This window comes from [Actinomadura] parvosata subsp. kistnae, from assembly GCF_900323885.1.
In the GTDB taxonomy this organism is placed as follows: Bacteria; Actinomycetota; Actinomycetes; order Streptosporangiales; family Streptosporangiaceae; genus Nonomuraea; species Nonomuraea composti.
On the sequence record NZ_OOHJ01000018.1, the window covers coordinates 135,832 to 151,486 of the forward strand.

A 15,655-nucleotide genomic window follows, 5' to 3' on the forward strand; every position below is an offset into this window, starting at 1 on the left:
GATTTATACCGACAAATCCCTCAGGGCTGTGTAGAAGGCATGGTGCCGGCCCAGCTCCCGCTCCACCGGCTCCACCACCATCGTGGCCGCCACCGCCGCGACCCTGCGGCGCATCTCCCGTTCGAGCCGCTCCCGCTCCCGCGAGGCACCGAGCTCCACGAAGTTGCGGGACGCGATGCCCGACAACGCCCCCAGCCCGAGCACCGAGGCCATCATCAGCCCCACCCACGGCAGCGTCGCCGTGTCACCCAGCAGCTCCAGGGACGGCGGGAGCTGCCCCGGCATGAGGAGGCCGACCGCCAGCCAGGCGAGCCCGGCCACGAACGCCACCACCAGGAAGTACTGCCACACCTTCAGCGCCCGCCACCAGCCCGGCACCCGGTCGAGCTGCGGCGCCACCTCCGCCAGGTCCTCCGTCAGGGCCTGCGGGAGCTGGCCGGCGCGGGACCTGGCCGCCTGGTGCACGGCCGTGCGCCAGACCGGGTGCATGCTCATGGACAGGCCGTCGGCCAGCGCCTGCACCGCGTTCGCGACCTCGGCCGACTGGGCGCTCACCGAGGAGGTGGAGATGCCGCGGATCTCCTCGCTGACGTCGTCGAGCCGCAGGCTCTTCAGCGGGTCGCCGCGCAGCTTGCCGACCCAGCGCGGGTACGGCCAACCGACCCACCGGCTCGACCGCTCCGCGTACACGTTCTCCATGGCCTCGCCCACGGCCGGCACGCCGACCGCGTCGCACAGCGCGTCCGTCAGGCCCATCCTGCGGGCCTCGTCGACCGTGGACGGCGCCGACAGCGCCTCACCCAGCGGCATGGCCTGGCTGAGCTTCTGCTCCAGCCGGTGCAGGTCGGCCTCCAGCTTCTGGATGGCGGCGCGCCGCCGGGCCACCGCGGTCGCGATGACGCTCTTGAGGCTCTCGATGCCGCGGCCGGTGACCGCCGAGGTCGGGACGACGCTCGGATGCTCGACGCCCTCCTTGCGCAGCAGGTCGTTGAGGTCGATGACCAGCTCGGCCAGCTCCTCGGTGGTCAGCCGGTCGGCCTGGTTGAGCGCGAACACGGTGACCGCCTCGTGCCCCGCCAGCTCCGTCACGTAGCGGCGGTGCGTGGAGGCGTCGGCGTACTTCTGCGGGTCGAGCACCCACACCACCAGGTCGGCCAGCCCGATGAGCCGGTCGGCCTCGGTGTCGGTGAGCGCCCTGATCGAGTCGTGGTCGGGCAGGTCCAGCAGGATCAGCCCGTGCAGCTGGCTGTCGCCCTTGTCGAGCGCGCTGGCCCGCGAGAAACGGTGACGCCACTGGATCTGCAGCCAGTCGAGCAGCGGCCCCGCCCCCTCCAGCCCCCACACACAGGCGTGCGTACGGGCGGTGGTCGGCCTGCGGACGCCCGTCGGCGACAGCTCCAGCCCCGACAGCGCGTTGAACAGCGACGACTTGCCGCTGCCCGTGCCGCCCGCCAGGGCGACGACCGTGTGCTCCGAGGAGAGCTTGAGCCGGTTGCCGGCCCGCTGCAGCAGCGCGCCGGACTCGTTCAGCAGCTTCTTGTCCAGCCGCCCCGGGCCCAGCTCCACCACCTTGGTGAGCGCCGTCAGCCGCGCAGCCAGGCCCGGTCTGGTGGTCGTGGTGGTCATCGAGCGACCTCAAGGTTGTACGTTGCCTGATAGAGGCGGGTCGCGACGGACTCGTCGGGAATGCCCGCGGAGTCGAGCGCTTGCACGTAACGCATGGCCTCCTCGTCGAACAGCATGCCGATCCTGGCCCGCAGATCACTGAGCGCCTTGGCCCCGATGCCGCGCAGCGACTCGGCCCGAGCAGGGCGTTGACCAGCCGGTGCGGCACCCCTCGCCGCTGCCCCCGCTGAACATGGCGACCATGAAGATCAACGCGAGCGACTCGGGGTCGAACGACACCAGCTTCGACACCGACCGCTTGGCCACACCCTCCGTGCGTACCAGCTCGCCCAGATGCTCCTGCCAGGACGCGATCGCCCGCCCCGCCTGGCGGACCAGGTCGTCGGACGGCCGGTCGAGGTCCTCCCCGAGCTTGGCCCCCAGCTCCGAGCGGTGCCGCCAGCGCGCCACCACCTCCTCGCAGGCACGGTTCGCGGCCGCGACGATCACCGCCTCCAGCCCCGTGCGGATCGCCGCCTTGAACGCCAGCACCCGCTCCGGCGCCTGCTTGGCCGCCCGGCCGCGCTTGCGCAGCTGCAACGAGCGGACGAGGTCGCCCGACCCCGCGAACTCCTGCCACCGCGCCAGCACCTCGCCGTGCAGCAGCGAGCCGTTCCTGGACGCCTTGTCGATCTCGCTGAGCGCGCTCAGGAACGCCGCCTCCACGTCCGCGCGCAGCTCCGCCCTGAACGCGACCTGCGCCTCCAGCTGCTTGGCCAGCGCCGGAACGCGGGTGCGGAAACTGTTGAGCACGCCGTTGAGCGTCTCGCGCACCGCCTGCGCCCGCCGCGCCTCGTCCACCGACAGCTCGGCCAGCCACAACCGCAGATCGGTCACCTCGGCGTCGGGCAGCCTGCCGTCGGTCACCTTCGCCTCATGGATGACGAACCGGTCGATGTCGCCCAGGCCGTACTCGGTCAGCATGCGGACGAAATGCTTGAGCACCACGTCCGCCGAGCGCTCCTGCACCCGCGACAGGACGATCGCCAGGCGAGCGCCGCGCTCCTTCGCCAGCCGCAACAGGCTCCAGGCGGGGGCGTCGGCGTAACGGGCCGCCGTGGTCACGAAGATCCACAGGTCGGCGGCGTCGAGCATGCGGTGCGCGATCTCGTGGTGCTCCTCGACCACCGAGTCGATGTCGGGCGTGTCGAGCAGCGCGACGCCCTGCGGGAGCTTCTCCGTCGAGACGATCACCAGGCCGTCCATGCCGGCCTCGCGGGACGGCTGGTCGAGCCGGCGCAGACCGCCGAGCAGCTCGCCCTTCGCGAACCACTCGTGGTCTTCAGGGTGACAGACCAGGACCGGGGTGCCGGTGGTCGGGCGGCGCACGCCGGTGCGCGAGACGTTCTTCTCGGCCAGGCTGTTGACCAGGGTCGACTTGCCCGCGCCCGTCGAGCCGGCGACCACGATCAGGGCCGGGGCCGTGCGGGTTCGCACCCGGGGCAGGACGTAGTTCTCCAGCTGGGCCAGCAGGTCGGCCTGCGCCTGCCTGGCCTCGGCCGAGCCCGGCAGGTCGAGACCGAAACGCAGGTCGGCGATGCTCTCGCGGAGGGCGCCCAGGGCCGACATGAGCGCCTCGGCGGCCTCCTGCGGCAGCTCCTCCAGCGTCTCGCCCGGCCCCACCGGCTCCTCACCGGACTCCGCCCCCGCCCCTCCGGCCTCAGGCTCGGACTCCGCTTCAGGCCCGGCCTCGGGCTGAGGTCCGGCCTCGGACTGGGCTTCGGGCTCGGACTGGGCTTCGGGCTCGACCTCGGACGCAGGCGTGCGCTCGGGCTCTGCGGACGCGGCGGCCTCGGGCTCGGACGCGGCCTCCGGCTCGGGCGTGGTGTCCGACTCAGATGCGGGTTCCGGCTCGGAAGCGGAGGCGGCCTCGGCAGGGGCGTCGGGCTCGGACGCGGAGCCGGTGTCCGGCGCAAACTCGACGGCGGGGCCGGTGGCGGCGTCGGGCTGGCCCTCAGGCGCGTCGGCGGCGAGGGCTACGCCGGGCTCGGTGTCGGACTCGCCGTCGGGCGCGGCGGCGGACGCGGCCTCGGGCTCGGTCACGACTCCGGCGGCGGACTCCTCGGCCGCTTGTGACGCGGCGGGAGCATCCTCGGCCTCCGCTGCGGCCTCCGTGGCGGGCGCAGTGACGGGCTCGTCGGCCTGCTGGGCAGCGGAGGCATCGGCGGCCTCCGACGCGCTCTCGGCTGCGGGCTCGATGGCGGGCTCGTCGGCCTGGGCGGTGGTGGAGGCGTCCGCGGCTTCCGTTGCGAGGTCGGCGGCGGGCTCGTCGGCCTGCGGGGCGGCAGAGGTCTCGGTGGCCTCCGTCGCAGGCTCGTCGGCCTGCGGCATGGGGGAAGCGTCCGTGGCCTCCGTGGCGGGCACGGCGGTCTCCGTGGCGGACGTGGAGGCCTCCGCGCGCTCAGGGGCCTCCGTGGCGGGCTCGGGGATGGCCTTGCCTTCGCCGGCCCTCGTGGGAGGCGGCGCGTCCGGGGCGTCGCTCCTCGAGACAGGGGCGCCGGGGCCTCCGAGGGCGGCCGGCTTCACGAAGAGGGAGGGCCGTTCCGGCGAGGGGGCCTCGGGCGCGGGCCGACGCAGGATGGCGGGCTTCTCGAAAAGGGAGGGGCGGCGGGCAGGCGGCTCCTCCCCCGCGGACCGAGAGCCGGCGGACTGAGGGCCACCGGGCTGAGGGCCACCGGGCTGAGGATCGGCAGGCTCGCCCCGGCCCTCCCGATGGGCGGACCCCGTCTGGCCCTGCTGAGGGGCGGGCTCAGCCCGGCGCTCCCGGTGGGTGGGCTCGCCCGAGCCCTTCCCGTCGGCGGGCTCGCCTGAGCTCTCCCCGTCGGTGGCGGGGCCCGGGCGGTGGGTGGCGTCGGGCTGGGCCTCCGGGGGGAGGTCGTCGTCCGTTATCGGGCGGAAGCTCAACGTCTGCTCCCCGAGCGACTCGTGCCGCCCGTCATCCATGGCCGTGTTCACGGCAAGCGCTCCGCTCGTACCATCTCGACCTCCTGGCCGACCCGCACGACGTCGCCGACGATGACGATCGCCGGCGGCCGGATCCCAGCCGCGGACACGCGGTCGGCCACGGTGGAAAGCGAAGCGGTGACCGCCCGCTGGGTCGGAAGGGTACCGTCCTGTACCACCATTACGGGAGTCTCCGGCGGACGTCCGTCGCGGACGAGGGCTTCGGCCACCTTCGCGAGGCGTTCGACGGCCATCAGCAGCACCAGCGTGCCCTGGGAGCGGGCCAGGCCGGGCCAGTCGACGGTGGACTTGGGGTCGTCGGGGGCCACGTGCACGGAGATGACGTGGAACTCCTGGCTGACGCCGCGGTGGGTGACGGGCACCCCGGCGGCGGCGGGCACGGCGACGGCGCTGGTGAGGCCGGGCACGACGAGGACGGGGATGCCGGCCTCGGCGCAGGCGATCATCTCCTCGCCGCCGCGGCCGAACACGAACGAGTCGCCGCCTTTGAGCCGGACGACGAACTTGCCCTGCCGGGCGCGGTCGACGAGCAGCTCGTTGATCGTCTCCTGGGAGAGCGCGCGGCCGTAGGGGACCTTGGCGGCGTCGATGAGCTCGACGTCGGGGCCAGCTCGTCGAGCAGGGCGCGGGGCGCGAGGCGGTCGGCGACGACGACGTCGGCCTGGGCGAGGAGCTGGCGGCCGCGCACGGTGATGAGGCCGGGGTCGCCGGGGCCGCCGCCGACGAGGGCGACGCCGACGGGCTTGGTGCGGTTGCGGCGGGCGTCGACGGTGCCGTCGCGCAGCGCCTCGACCACGGCGTCCCTGATGCCGGCGGCGCGGCGCGGGTCGCCGCCCGCGGTGACGGCGACGCTGATCTCGTCGACCCGGCCGGTGGCGGGGGTCCAGGCGGCGGAGGCGTCTTTGTCGTCGGCGCGCACGCACCACACGCGCTTGGCCTCCGCCTCGGCGGCGACCGCGGTGTTGACGGACCTGTCATCGGTGCAGGCCTGTACGAGCCAGGCCCCGTCGCAGTCGCCGACCTCGTAGGGCCGGGCGTGCCAGGTGACCCGGCCGGCGGCGATGAGGTCGTCGAGGGCCGGCGTGACGGACGGCGACACGACGGTGACCTCCGCACCGGCCTCTAGCAGCGCGGGCACCCGTCGCTGCGCGACGCGGCCGCCGCCCACGACGAGGACCCGGCGGCCGGAAAGCCGCAGGCCGAGGAGGTAGGGACCCATGGGGGAATCTCCCGTTCGCGAAGGTTGTGTTAGGACGTAAACCTACCGGCTCCGCATGCGTCATTTGCTGCGCACGGGTCAACGACCATCAAGAAGAGGCTGCCTGGGATCCCAGCGTGGCCCGCCCTCATCGTCCTTGCGGCGTCTGGCCATCGCTGACAGGGCTTCCAGGATAACCCGGTTGCCGAGGTACGCGGTGATGTCCGCGTGGTCGTACGGCGGCGCCACTTCCACCACTTCCATGCCGGCCACGGGCATTTCATAGCAGATCCGGCGGACCGCATCGAGCAGTTGCCGGGCGGTGAGGCCGCCGGGCTCGGGTGTGCCGGTGCCGGGGGCGTGGCCGGGGTCGCAGACGTCGATGTCGACGGACAGGAAGATCTGGTCGCACTCGTCGAGTGCGATCGAGAACGACTCGGTCAGGCACTCGTCCAGCCCGCGAGCCACGATCTCCGTCATTTCATAGGAACGCATTTTTTGCCGGGCCATCCAGCCGAGCGTCTCCGGCTCCGGCCAGTAGCCGCGCAGGCCGATCTGCAGGAACCGGTCGCCCCTGATGGCCCCGGACTCGATGAGCCGCCGCATCGGCTGCCCGTGCCCGTACAGGTGGCCGAAGGCGATGTCGCCCGTGTCGGCGTGCGCGTCGAAGTGGATCATCGAGGTGCGCCCCGCCGCGTACGCCCTGGCGGTCCCCCGCGCGTCCGGCAGCGCCACCGTGTGGTCGCCCCCGAGCACCAGCGGGACGGCCCCCGACGCGGCCACCCGGTGCACCGCCTCCTCGATGGCCGCCAGCGAGCCCTCGACGTCCCCCGAGTAGCACTCCACGTCGCCGGCGTCGAGCACCCGCAGGTCGCGCAGCGCGTCCACGCGCAGCGCGAGGCTGGGCCTGGAGCCGTCGTGCGGCAGGTAGCACGCCTGGCGCAGCGCCATGGGCCCGAACCTGGCGCCCGGCCGGTTGGACGTGCCGCCGTCGAACGGGGCGCCGATGATCACCACGTCGGCGCCCGCGTAGCTCTCGGGGTCGTTCACGTCGCAGCGATCGACCCCGAGGAACGTGATGTCAGGGCCGTACATGGGTCCATAACGAGACACTGTCGCTCCCTCCAGTGCCTCCATCATCACACGGGCTTTTCGGTCACTCCCGCCGAGTCGAACGTCGCCACGTCGTGCATCACCCGCACCGCCGCGCACACCATCGGATGCGCCAGCAGCCCGCCCGTACCCTCGCCGAGCCGGAGCTCCAGATCGACCAGGGGACGCAGGCCGAGATGCGCGAGCGCGGCGGTGTGGCCCGGCTCGGCGGAGCGGTGGCCGGCCACGCAGTGGTCGACGGCGGCCGGGTCGAACGCGGCGGCCACCAGCGCGGCGGCCCCGGCGATCACGCCGTCGAGTATCACCGGCACGCGCAGGGCCGCGCCGCCCAGGATGAAGCCCGCGATGGCCGCGTGCTCGAACCCGCCGACGGCCGCCAGCGCCCGCAGCGTCTCGCTGGGCGAGGAGGCGGGGTCGGTCACCGCGTTCGCGCGCAGGGCCGCGCGCACGATGCCGACCTTCAGCTCGTACGTCTCGTCGTCGATGCCGGTGCCCCGCCCGGTCACCTCGGCCGGGTCCTTGCCGGTGAAGGCGGAGACGAGCGCGGCGGAGGCGGTGGTGTTGGCGATGCCCATGTCGCCGGTGATCAGGCAGCGGGCGCCCTTGGCGACCAGGTCACGGGCCACGACGATGCCGGCCTCCAGCGCCTGGACGGCCTGGTCGACGGTCATGGCGGGGCCCTGCGACAGGTCGGCGGTGCCGTACGCGATCTTGTGGTTGACCAGGCCGGGGGCGTCGGGCAGGTCGGCGGCGACGCCCACGTCCACCACGGTCACGGACGCGCCGGCCTGGGCGGCGAAGGCGTTGGCGACGGCGCCGCCGGCCAGGAAGTTGGCCACCATCTGCACCGTGACCTCCTGCGGCCACGGGCTGACGCCGCGCGCGTGCACGCCGTGGTCGGCGGCGAAGATGGCCAGGGCGGCGGGCTCCGGCATGGGCGGCGGGGTGGTGCCGGCCGCGCCCGCCAGGCGGACCGCGACCTCCTCCAGGGCGCCCAGCGAGCCGCGCGGCTTGGTGAGGCGGTCCTGGTGGGCGCGCGCCTCGGCCAGCACCCGCGGGTCCGCACGGCGGATCGCCGCCAGGGTCTCAGCGAACACGGCGCCTCCCGATCAGAACCGCGGGCGTCTCAGCGAACACGGCGCCTCCCGATCAGAACCGCGGGCGTCTCAGCGAACACAGGACCTCCAGTACAGGATCTCGGCGACCACGACGAACCTCCGGTCACGGGACGAGTTGGAGCGCTTCCTCGTAGCGGTCGATCACGACGTCGGCCAGCGTCTCGCAGTCGCCGATCACCTCGGCGCAGCGGATGTCGAGGTCGGGGTGCCCCGCGCCGTACGCCAGCGCCTGCGCCCAGACCCGCTCCAGCAGGCCGCCCGCGAACAGCAGGTACGGCACCACGATCACCCGCTTGGCCCCGAGGCGGCGGCAGCGCTCCAGCCCGCCGGGCACCCCGGGAGGGGTGACGGAGACGAAGGCGGTCTCGACGGTCATGAAGTCGTAGGCGTGGGTCTCCCAGAACAGCCGGGAGACGCGGTGGACCTCGGCGTTGGCGGCGGCGTCGGTGGAGCCTTCGCCGACGAGCACGACCGCGGTCTCCCCCGGCTCGATGTGCTGGTGGAGGTCCTCGGCGGGCGGGGAGTCGACGGCGCGCAGCCGGGGCCGGGCGCCGGCCAGCTCCAGGGCGCGCGGCCTGGACAGCTCGGTGGCGGCCTCGTTGAGCCGCTCGGCGAGCAGGGCGAGGACGCGCGGGTCGGGGCCGAGGGGCCGGCCGTAGTCGTACATGAGGGTGGGGTGGCGCTGCTGCTCCAGTGCCATGGCGGCGGGGAACTCCTCGCCGACCCTGCTCAGGCTCAGCGGCAGCGCGACGAGCCGGTGGTGCCCCCGCGCGACGAGGGAGGCGACGGAGTCGCTCAGCCGGGGCGTGGCCCGCTCCAGGTAGCCCCCGGACACGTCGGCGCCCGACTGGTCGAGGCGGCAGCGCAGGCGGTGTACGAACCTGCCGAACTCGGCGGCGTAGGCGTCATCCTGGGAGCTCTGCCCGATCAGCAGGAGCGGCGGCTTCATCGTGAGGGATTCTCCGGTGCGGTGGACAAAGACACGCGAGGATAACCGATGCGCCCGTGTGGGCAACAGGTCACGCTGCGTGCGCGGGTGTCGCGTGCACCACGAAGACGGGGTCGACGGCGGCCAGGCTGTGGGAGCCGTCGGGGTTGAGCAGCAGCTTGGAGACCTGGATCTGGGTGCCTTCGCCGCGGTAGCCGTGCTCGCGCAGCCGGTCGAGCACGCCGGCGACGTGCTCGACCTTGCGCAGCGCGCACACCAGCACGCGCGGGCCTCTGGCGGCGCAGGCGACGATGACGTCGAGGCCGCCGCCGCCGACGAAGACGGCGTCGGGGTCGGGCAGCGGCTCCAGTGCCGGGGGCGCCTGTCCCCTGGTGAGGGCCACTTTGACGCCGTGTTCGAGGACGTGGGCGCGCAGCTTGGCGCAGCGTTCCTCGTCGCGCTCGACGGCGACGACGGCGGCGCCGAGCCTGGCGCATTCGACGGCGATCTGGCCGGTGCCGGCGCCGACGTCCCACACGAGGTCGCCGAGCCGCGGGCCGAGCTTGGCCAGCACGTACGCCCTGGCCTCGGCCGGCATGCCGTCGGCGGACGGCAGCGCCCACTCGGACGGCCCGGGCCGCGCGCCGGCCACCCAGCTCGGCTCCTTCGGCTGGTGCAGCGGGTCGATCACGAGGACCACGTCGGGGTCCTTCCACGGCCTGGTGGTGGCCTCGCCCATGCGGCTGTGGGTGACGCGCTCGTCGGGGCCGCCGAGGTCCTCGCACACGATGAGCGCGCGCGGCGTGGTGGGCGCCAGCTCCCTGGCGATCTCGGCGGGGCCGACGCCGGGGGCGACGAGCAGCGCGACCTTGGGGTGGGCGCGGCAGGCGTTGACGACCCGGTCGAGCTGGCGGGGGCCGGACGGGGCGACGACGAGCGCGTCCTCCCAGTTGAGCCCGGCGCAGGCGAAGGCGCGGGTGACGAGCGAGGTGGCCGGCAGCACGTCCGGTTTGAGGCCGTGCGCCCGTAGTGTGCGGACGACGCCGAAGAAGCCGGGATCGCCCGGCGCGACCACGACCGCGGGGCCTTCGCCGTGCTCCAGGTGGTCGTCGAGGGCCTCCAGCAGCGCCCCGTCGGCCGCGGTGGCCGCGGTCAGGCCGAGCTGTCCGAGAACGGCGTCGGGCCCCACGACGAGCTTGGCCTCCCGCAGCTTGCCCACCGCCTTGGCCGAGAGCTCACTGCCGTCCCAGCCGACCACCGTGATCATGCGCCTCACCGTCCTCCACTCAAGGGTGACGGCTCGGGCGGGGTTTCACAAAGGGTACGGGGGTCAGTCCGGTGTGCCCTCAGGCCAGGTCCGAGGGGATGAGGCTGTAGACGATCATGTCTTCGCCCGCGATCGAGGCGCGGGCCAGCCCTTCCCTGACGAAGCCGGCCTTCTCCGCGACCCGCTGGGAGGCGTTGTTGGCCGGGGAGACACGGAGCTGGAGGCGGCTGAACCCGTGCCGCTCGAACAGCCAGCGGGCGACCGCCTGCACGGCCTCGCCCGCGTACCCCCTGCCTCTGGCCCAGGGCGCGGTCATGTAGCCGACCTCGGCGGTCCTGCCGTTCCAGTCGAGGTCGCGCAGGTCGACGTTGACCGCGTACCGGCCGGTGGCCAGCTCGGCGGCGGTCCAGGCGACGCCGACGCCCCTGATCCACCGGCGCTCGGCGTGCGCGACGTAGGCGCGGGCGTGCTCGGCCGAGTAGTCCCTGGGCACGCCGGTGAACCGCTGGGTGAGCGGGTCGGCGCCGGTGACGGCCAGGTCGGCGGCGTCCTCGGGGCGTTGCCTGCGCAGGAGGAGCCGCTGGGTGCGCAGCTCCGCCTTCGACAGGGTGGCGGGCGGCACGCGGCTGTCGTAGTGCAGCAGGCCGAACAGGACGAGGTCGTGCGCGCCGTCGTCGTCCACGACCGCGTCGCGGACGACGCCTTCCCAGGTGAAGCCCGCTTTGGTGGCGACGCGGAGCGAGGCGAGGTTGTCGAGCCTGGCGGTCAGGTCGATCCTGCGCAGCCCCATGGTGTCGAACGCCCAGGCGGTCAGGCCGCGCACGGCCTCGGTGGCGAAGCCGCGGCCCCGGTAGAGGGGGTGCACGCCGTAGCCGACCTCGGTGGTGCCCGCGCTCCACGAGGTCTTGAACAGGCTGATCGCCCCGACGATGACCCCTTCGGCGTCGGTCATGGCCAGGTGGATGCCCTGGCCGGAGCGGCGCAGCTCGTGCACGCCGTGCATCAGCCAGGGGGCGATCCCGGAGACCCTGGCGGGCGCGCCCGGCGGCAGGAACTGGGCGCCGGACTGCACGATGGAGCGGATGCGCAGGGTGTCCTTGGGGCCGAACGGCCGGAGCGTAAGCCGTTCCGTGGCGATGCTCACGTCGGGATCGAACACGGTGTGGAGGGTACACAGTCGCGATGTTTGCCCACGAAAGCGGGGGTAGGGGCGGATTGAGAGGAGAGTGGCTTGAATGATGGAACGTGGAAGCGACAAGCACGGACCCCGCCTCGACAACGAGCAGAAGCACGAGACCGAGGGCCTGGTGCGCGGAGGCGGTACGACGCATGCCGAGGAGTGGAAGGAGCCCGAGGCCATGCCGGCGCCCGGTGAGGAGTCGCTTCACTCGTACCCGCCAGGACACGAGCCGGGCGTCCCCGAAGGGATGACGCAGCGGGACGTGGACGTGCGCAGCGACCTCGCCAAGTGGCTGAGCGACACCCACTGGCCCTCGTCCAAGCGCGACCTGCTGGCCCGCGCCCAGCGCGAGGGCGCGCCCGATCCGATCATCGACATGGTCGAGTCCCTGCCCGAGCGCGACTACACGAACATGGCCGACGTCGCCAAGGCGCTCGGCATCGGCGTGGAGAAGCGGAGGTGGTGAGCCGTGCGGCTCGACTTCATCCGCCCGCTGTACGAGCGGCGCGGCCCGTACGCCTCGGTCTACCTGGGCGCTCTGACGGGGCCTGAACGCGAGTCCCACTGGCGCAGCGTGCGCGACCGGCTCGACGGGCACTCGGGGCACGCCGACGAGGCGACCCTGGACGCCCTGGAGGAGGAGGCCCTGGGTGCCGCCGCCGGGCGGGCCCTGTTCGCCACGCACGGTGACGTGGTGCTGGCCGAGTCGCTGCCCGAGGCGCCGTCCGAGCTGGCCACGTGGACGCCGCTGCCGCACGTCACGCCGCTGCTCATGCGGCGCGGCGAGAACATCCCGCACATCCGGGTGATCGTGGATCACGCGGGCGCGGAGGTGACCGTGTTCGGCGGCGGGTCGCCGCGCAGCACCACCGTGGAGGCGGCCTCGTGGCCGCTGCAGAAGACCGCCCAGGGCGGCTGGTCCCAGAAGCGGTACGAGCGCGCCGTGGACGACGCCTGGGAGAAGAACGCGCAGGCCGTGGCCAAGGAGATCGACGAGCAGGTACGCCGGATCGGCGCCGAGCTGATCCTGGTCGCGGGCGAGCCGAAGTCGCGCTCGTACCTGCTGCACCACCTCGGCACGAAGGCGGCCGACCGGGTGATGATCGTCGAGCACGGCAGCCGCGACAATCACGGGCAGTTCGAGCAGGACGTGGAGCGGGCGCTCGACGAATGGCTCGACCGCAGGCGCGCCGAGCTGCTGGAACGCCACCAGGAGTCCGCGGGGCCGACCGGGATGGCGCGCGTCTGCCAGGCGCTGCGCGAGGGCCGGGTGCACGCCGTGCTGCTGCCCGGCGAGCGGCCCGGCCCGGTCTGGATCGGCGAGGGCGGCACGCAGCTCGCCACCGACGAGGGGGAGCTGCGCCGCTGGGGCGTGGAGGAGCCGATCCGGGAGCGGTCGGACTCCGCGCTGGCCAGGGCGGCCGCGATGACCGACGCGGAGCTGTGGTTCACCGACGCGGTCGAGGACGTGGCCGCCGTGCTCAGGTACTGATGATCACGTGCTGATGATCACTTCGAGCGTGCGGGGGCCGTGGACGCCCTCCACCCGGTTCAGCTCGATGTCGCTGGTGGCCGAGGGGCCGCTGATCCAGGTGAGGGGGCGGGCCGGGTCGAGCCTGGCCAGCGCCTCCGGCACGCCCGCCACTATCTGGTCGGCCCGCACCACGCACAGGTGGTAGTCGGGGACCAGCGTCTGGGCCCTCGTGCCCTGGCCGGGCCCGTGGTCGAGGACGATCGTGCCGGTCTCGGCGATGGCGACGGCGCAGCCGGTGACCACGCCGTCGGCGGTGTTCACGTCGTCCCAGCCGCCGGCCCGGTCGAACCCGTCGGGGATGATCATGCGGCGCTCGCCGAGGCACGCGTCGAGCTTGCCGGGCACCTCGGCCGCCGGGACGACGTGCACGATCGCCCGGTAGTCGTCCACCCGCTCGGCGAACAACCCCACCAGGTCCTCGCCCTGCCGGTTCGTCCGGTAGTGGCGGGGAATCTCGACGTCCTCCGCGCCGGCGACGGCCTTGCGGACCCTGGCGAGGATCTCCTCACGCGCGCTCATTCCGCTCCCACCAGTCTCTGAAGGATTCTTCGGGAATCTCGGGCAGGTCTCGGGTGTCCGTCCACGCCGACAGCGGGCCGGGCAGCCGCTTGGGCACCAGCTTGCGGGCGCGGGTGGCCGCGCGCTGCGCCTTGGCCAGCCGCTCGTGGTCGTTCAGTATCCAGCCGGCCACCTTCATGCCGGCCTTCTCCGCCGCCGCGTGCGGCGCCTTGGCCCGCAGGTCCACCAGCACCTCGGGGATGTCGATGGCCACCGGGCAGACGTCGTAGCAGGCCCCGCAGAGGCTGGAGGCGAACGGCAGCGACGCGTCCAGCTCCGACGACATGCCCCTGAGCTGCGGGGTGAGGATCGCGCCGATGGGGCCGGGATAGACCGAGCCGTACGCGTGGCCGCCCGCGCGCTCGTACACAGGGCACACGTTGAGGCAGGCCGAGCAGCGGATGCAGCGCAGCGCCTGGCGGCCCACCTCGTCGGCGAGCACGTCGGTGCGGCCGTTGTCGAGGAGCACCAGGTGGAAGTCCTGGCCTTCGACGGCGCCGGTCCACATGCTCGTATAGGGATTCATCCGCTCGCCCGTGGAGCTTCTCGGAAGGAGCTGGAGGAACACCTCCAGATCCCGCCAGGAGGGCAGCAGCTTCTCGATGCCGACGACGCTGATCAGGGTCTCGGGCAGGCTCAGGCACATGCGGCCGTTGCCCTCCGACTCCAGCACCACCAGCGTGCCGGTCTCGGCCACCATGAAGTTGGCGCCGGAGATCGCGACCTTGCTCCTGAGGAAGCGCTCGCGCAGGTGGAGCCGGGCCGCCTCGGCGAGGGCGGGCGGGTCGTCGGTCAGGCCGGGCGGGACGTGCGGCATCTTGTCGAGGAAGATCTCGCGGATCTCGGAGCGGTTGCGGTGGATCGCGGGGACCAGGATGTGGCTGGGGAAGTCGTCGCCGAGCTGCACGATCAGCTCGGCCAGGTCCGTCTCGTACGCGGTGATGCCGTGCGCGGCCAGCGCCTGGTTGAGCTCGATCTCCTGGGTGGCCATCGACTTGACCTTGACCACCTCGGTCTCGCCGGTGGCCTTGACCAGGTCGGTGACGATGCGGTTGGCCTCGGCGGCGTCCCTGGCCCAGTGGACGGTGCCGCCCGCCCGCGTCACGGCCTCTTCGAGCTGGAGCAGGTAGCGGTCGAGGTTGCGCAGCGTGTGGTCCTTGATGGCCTTGCCGGCCGCGCGCAGCTCCTGCCAGTCGGGCAGCTCGCCGACGACGCCGGCCCGCTTGCCGCGGATGGTGTGGGTGGCCTTGCGGAGGTTGAAGCGCAGCTGGGAGTTCTGGACGGCCTTCCGGGAGTTCTTGGGGAAACTTCCCGGCATGCCGAGGAAGGTCGCGCTCATTGGGCCTCCTCCGTGGATGCGAGGATCTCGGCCAGGTGCATGGTCCTGACGCCGGTCTTCTGGCGGCTGAGGGTGCCGCCGATGTGCATGAGGCAGGAGTTGTCGGCGGCGCACAGCACCTCGGCGCCGGTGTCCATGATGTTGCGGGTCTTGTCGGCGCCCATCGCGGCGGAGACCGCCGGGTTCTTGACCGCGAACGTGCCGCCGAAGCCGCAGCACTCCTCGGCGCCGGGCAGCGGCACCAGCTCCAGGCCGCGTACGTGCTGGAGCAGCCGCGTGGGCCGGTCACCGAGGCGCAGCCCGCGCAGCGAGTGGCAGGTGGGGTGGTAGGTGACCCGGTGCGGGAAGTACGCGCCGACGTCCTCGACCTTGAGCACGTCGATCAGGAACTCCGACAGCTCGTGCACCTTGGGCGCGACCTCCGCGATCGCCGCCGCTCCCCTGCTGCCGGGCTTGGCCAGCTTCGGGTACTGCTCGCGCACCATGGCCGCGCACGACCCCGACGGCGCGACGACCGCGTCGTAGCCGGCGAACACCTCCGTGAAGTGCCGGGCCAGCCGCACGCCCTCCTCCCGGTAGCCGGTGTTGACGTGCATCTGCCCGCAGCACGTCTGGGCGGCGGGGAAGTCCACGTCGCAGCCGAGCCTGCGCAGGAGCGACACCACGGCCTTGCCGGTGCCCGGGAAGAGCGTGTCGTTCACGCACGTGATGAACAGGGCGACTCGCACGGCTCTCCTTCCGAAGTATGGTCCGACCACAGTATGGTCAGACCATACCGAAGCACAACATTT

12 protein-coding genes and 1 pseudogene are annotated in these 15,655 nt (G+C 73.0%); 2 read left to right on the forward strand and 11 right to left on the reverse strand.

Features of this window, described 5'->3' with window-relative positions; all coding sequences use genetic code 11:
- Positions 1-3: 3 nt before the first annotated feature.
- The 8 genes and pseudogenes from KIS93_RS20885 to KIS93_RS20920 all read right to left on the reverse strand — a co-directional run bounded on the left by KIS93_RS20885 (position 4) and on the right by KIS93_RS20920 (position 11,412).
- Positions 4-1,626, reverse strand: coding sequence for a GTP-binding protein (locus tag KIS93_RS20885; RefSeq protein WP_080046070.1), 1,623 nt, complete (start codon positions 1,624-1,626; stop codon positions 4-6).
- A gap of 135 nt (positions 1,627-1,761) precedes the next feature.
- Positions 1,762-4,029, reverse strand: coding sequence for a dynamin family protein (locus KIS93_RS20890; protein WP_246005336.1), 2,268 nt, complete (start codon positions 4,027-4,029; stop codon positions 1,762-1,764).
- Between the two features lie 587 nt (positions 4,030-4,616).
- Positions 4,617-5,848, reverse strand: a pseudogene (gene cobA / locus KIS93_RS20895) (uroporphyrinogen-III C-methyltransferase).
- Positions 5,849-5,926: 78 nt separating this feature from the next.
- Positions 5,927-6,940 (reverse strand): agmatinase, encoded by a 1,014-nt coding sequence (gene speB / locus KIS93_RS20900; protein WP_080046068.1) that lies wholly within the window; start codon positions 6,938-6,940, stop codon positions 5,927-5,929.
- 26 nt (positions 6,941-6,966) lie between these two features.
- Positions 6,967-8,037, reverse strand: coding sequence for a nicotinate-nucleotide--dimethylbenzimidazole phosphoribosyltransferase (gene cobT / locus KIS93_RS20905; RefSeq protein WP_080046067.1), 1,071 nt, complete (start codon positions 8,035-8,037; stop codon positions 6,967-6,969).
- A gap of 124 nt (positions 8,038-8,161) precedes the next feature.
- The gene (locus KIS93_RS20910; protein WP_080046066.1) at positions 8,162-9,007 is read right to left on the reverse strand and encodes a sirohydrochlorin chelatase; all 846 of its coding nucleotides are present in this window, start codon (positions 9,005-9,007) and stop codon (positions 8,162-8,164) included.
- Positions 9,008-9,077: 70 nt separating this feature from the next.
- Entirely contained in the window at positions 9,078-10,253 is a 1,176-nt protein-coding gene (locus KIS93_RS20915; protein WP_080046065.1) for a bifunctional cobalt-precorrin-7 (C(5))-methyltransferase/cobalt-precorrin-6B (C(15))-methyltransferase, read from the reverse strand.
- A 79-nt stretch (positions 10,254-10,332) separates the two neighbouring features.
- The gene (locus tag KIS93_RS20920) at positions 10,333-11,412 is read right to left on the reverse strand and encodes a GNAT family N-acetyltransferase (protein WP_186404364.1); all 1,080 of its coding nucleotides are present in this window, start codon (positions 11,410-11,412) and stop codon (positions 10,333-10,335) included.
- A gap of 76 nt (positions 11,413-11,488) precedes the next feature.
- On the opposite strand from KIS93_RS20920, the gene KIS93_RS20925 reads away from it, so the two are divergent.
- Together KIS93_RS20925 and KIS93_RS20930 are read left to right on the forward strand one after the other, a co-directional pair.
- Positions 11,489-11,899 (forward strand): DUF2795 domain-containing protein, encoded by a 411-nt coding sequence (locus KIS93_RS20925; protein WP_230465876.1) that lies wholly within the window; start codon positions 11,489-11,491, stop codon positions 11,897-11,899.
- A 3-nt stretch (positions 11,900-11,902) separates the two neighbouring features.
- Complete coding sequence (locus KIS93_RS20930; RefSeq protein WP_080046063.1) at positions 11,903-12,925, forward strand: baeRF2 domain-containing protein; 1,023 nt, start codon at positions 11,903-11,905, stop codon at positions 12,923-12,925.
- A 3-nt stretch (positions 12,926-12,928) separates the two neighbouring features.
- Here the strand turns inward: KIS93_RS20930 and KIS93_RS20935 are convergent, their stop codons facing one another.
- The 3 genes from KIS93_RS20935 to KIS93_RS20945 are packed head-to-tail and all read right to left on the reverse strand — an operon-like array spanning position 12,929 to position 15,592.
- Complete coding sequence (locus tag KIS93_RS20935; protein ID WP_080046062.1) at positions 12,929-13,486, reverse strand: LutC/YkgG family protein; 558 nt, start codon at positions 13,484-13,486, stop codon at positions 12,929-12,931.
- Positions 13,473-14,864, reverse strand: a complete 1,392-nt coding sequence (locus tag KIS93_RS20940) for a lactate utilization protein B (RefSeq protein WP_080046061.1) — start codon at positions 14,862-14,864, stop codon at positions 13,473-13,475. Before KIS93_RS20940 ends, KIS93_RS20935 begins: the two co-directional genes overlap by 14 nt.
- A complete protein-coding gene (locus KIS93_RS20945) occupies positions 14,861-15,592 on the reverse strand; it encodes a (Fe-S)-binding protein (RefSeq protein WP_080046060.1) in 732 nt (243 codons plus the stop codon). The genes KIS93_RS20940 and KIS93_RS20945 overlap by 4 nt, the downstream gene beginning before the upstream one ends.
- Between the last annotated feature and the right edge of the window lie 63 nt (positions 15,593-15,655).

Bases quoted from the DNA above. Each gene is read 5' to 3' on its own strand.
- KIS93_RS20925 (WP_230465876.1), top strand. From the start codon at position 11,489: ATGATGGAACGTGGAAGCGACAAGCACGGACCCCGCCTCGACAACGAG.
- KIS93_RS20915 (WP_080046065.1), bottom strand. From the start codon at position 10,253: ATGATCACGGTGGTCGGCTGGGACGGCAGTGAGCTCTCGGCCAAGGCG.
- KIS93_RS20940 (WP_080046061.1), bottom strand. From the start codon at position 14,864: ATGAGCGCGACCTTCCTCGGCATGCCGGGAAGTTTCCCCAAGAACTCC.
- KIS93_RS20885 (WP_080046070.1), bottom strand. From the start codon at position 1,626: ATGACCACCACGACCACCAGACCGGGCCTGGCTGCGCGGCTGACGGCG.
- KIS93_RS20935 (WP_080046062.1), bottom strand. From the start codon at position 13,486: ATGAGCGCGCGTGAGGAGATCCTCGCCAGGGTCCGCAAGGCCGTCGCC.
- KIS93_RS20910 (WP_080046066.1), bottom strand. From the start codon at position 9,007: ATGAAGCCGCCGCTCCTGCTGATCGGGCAGAGCTCCCAGGATGACGCC.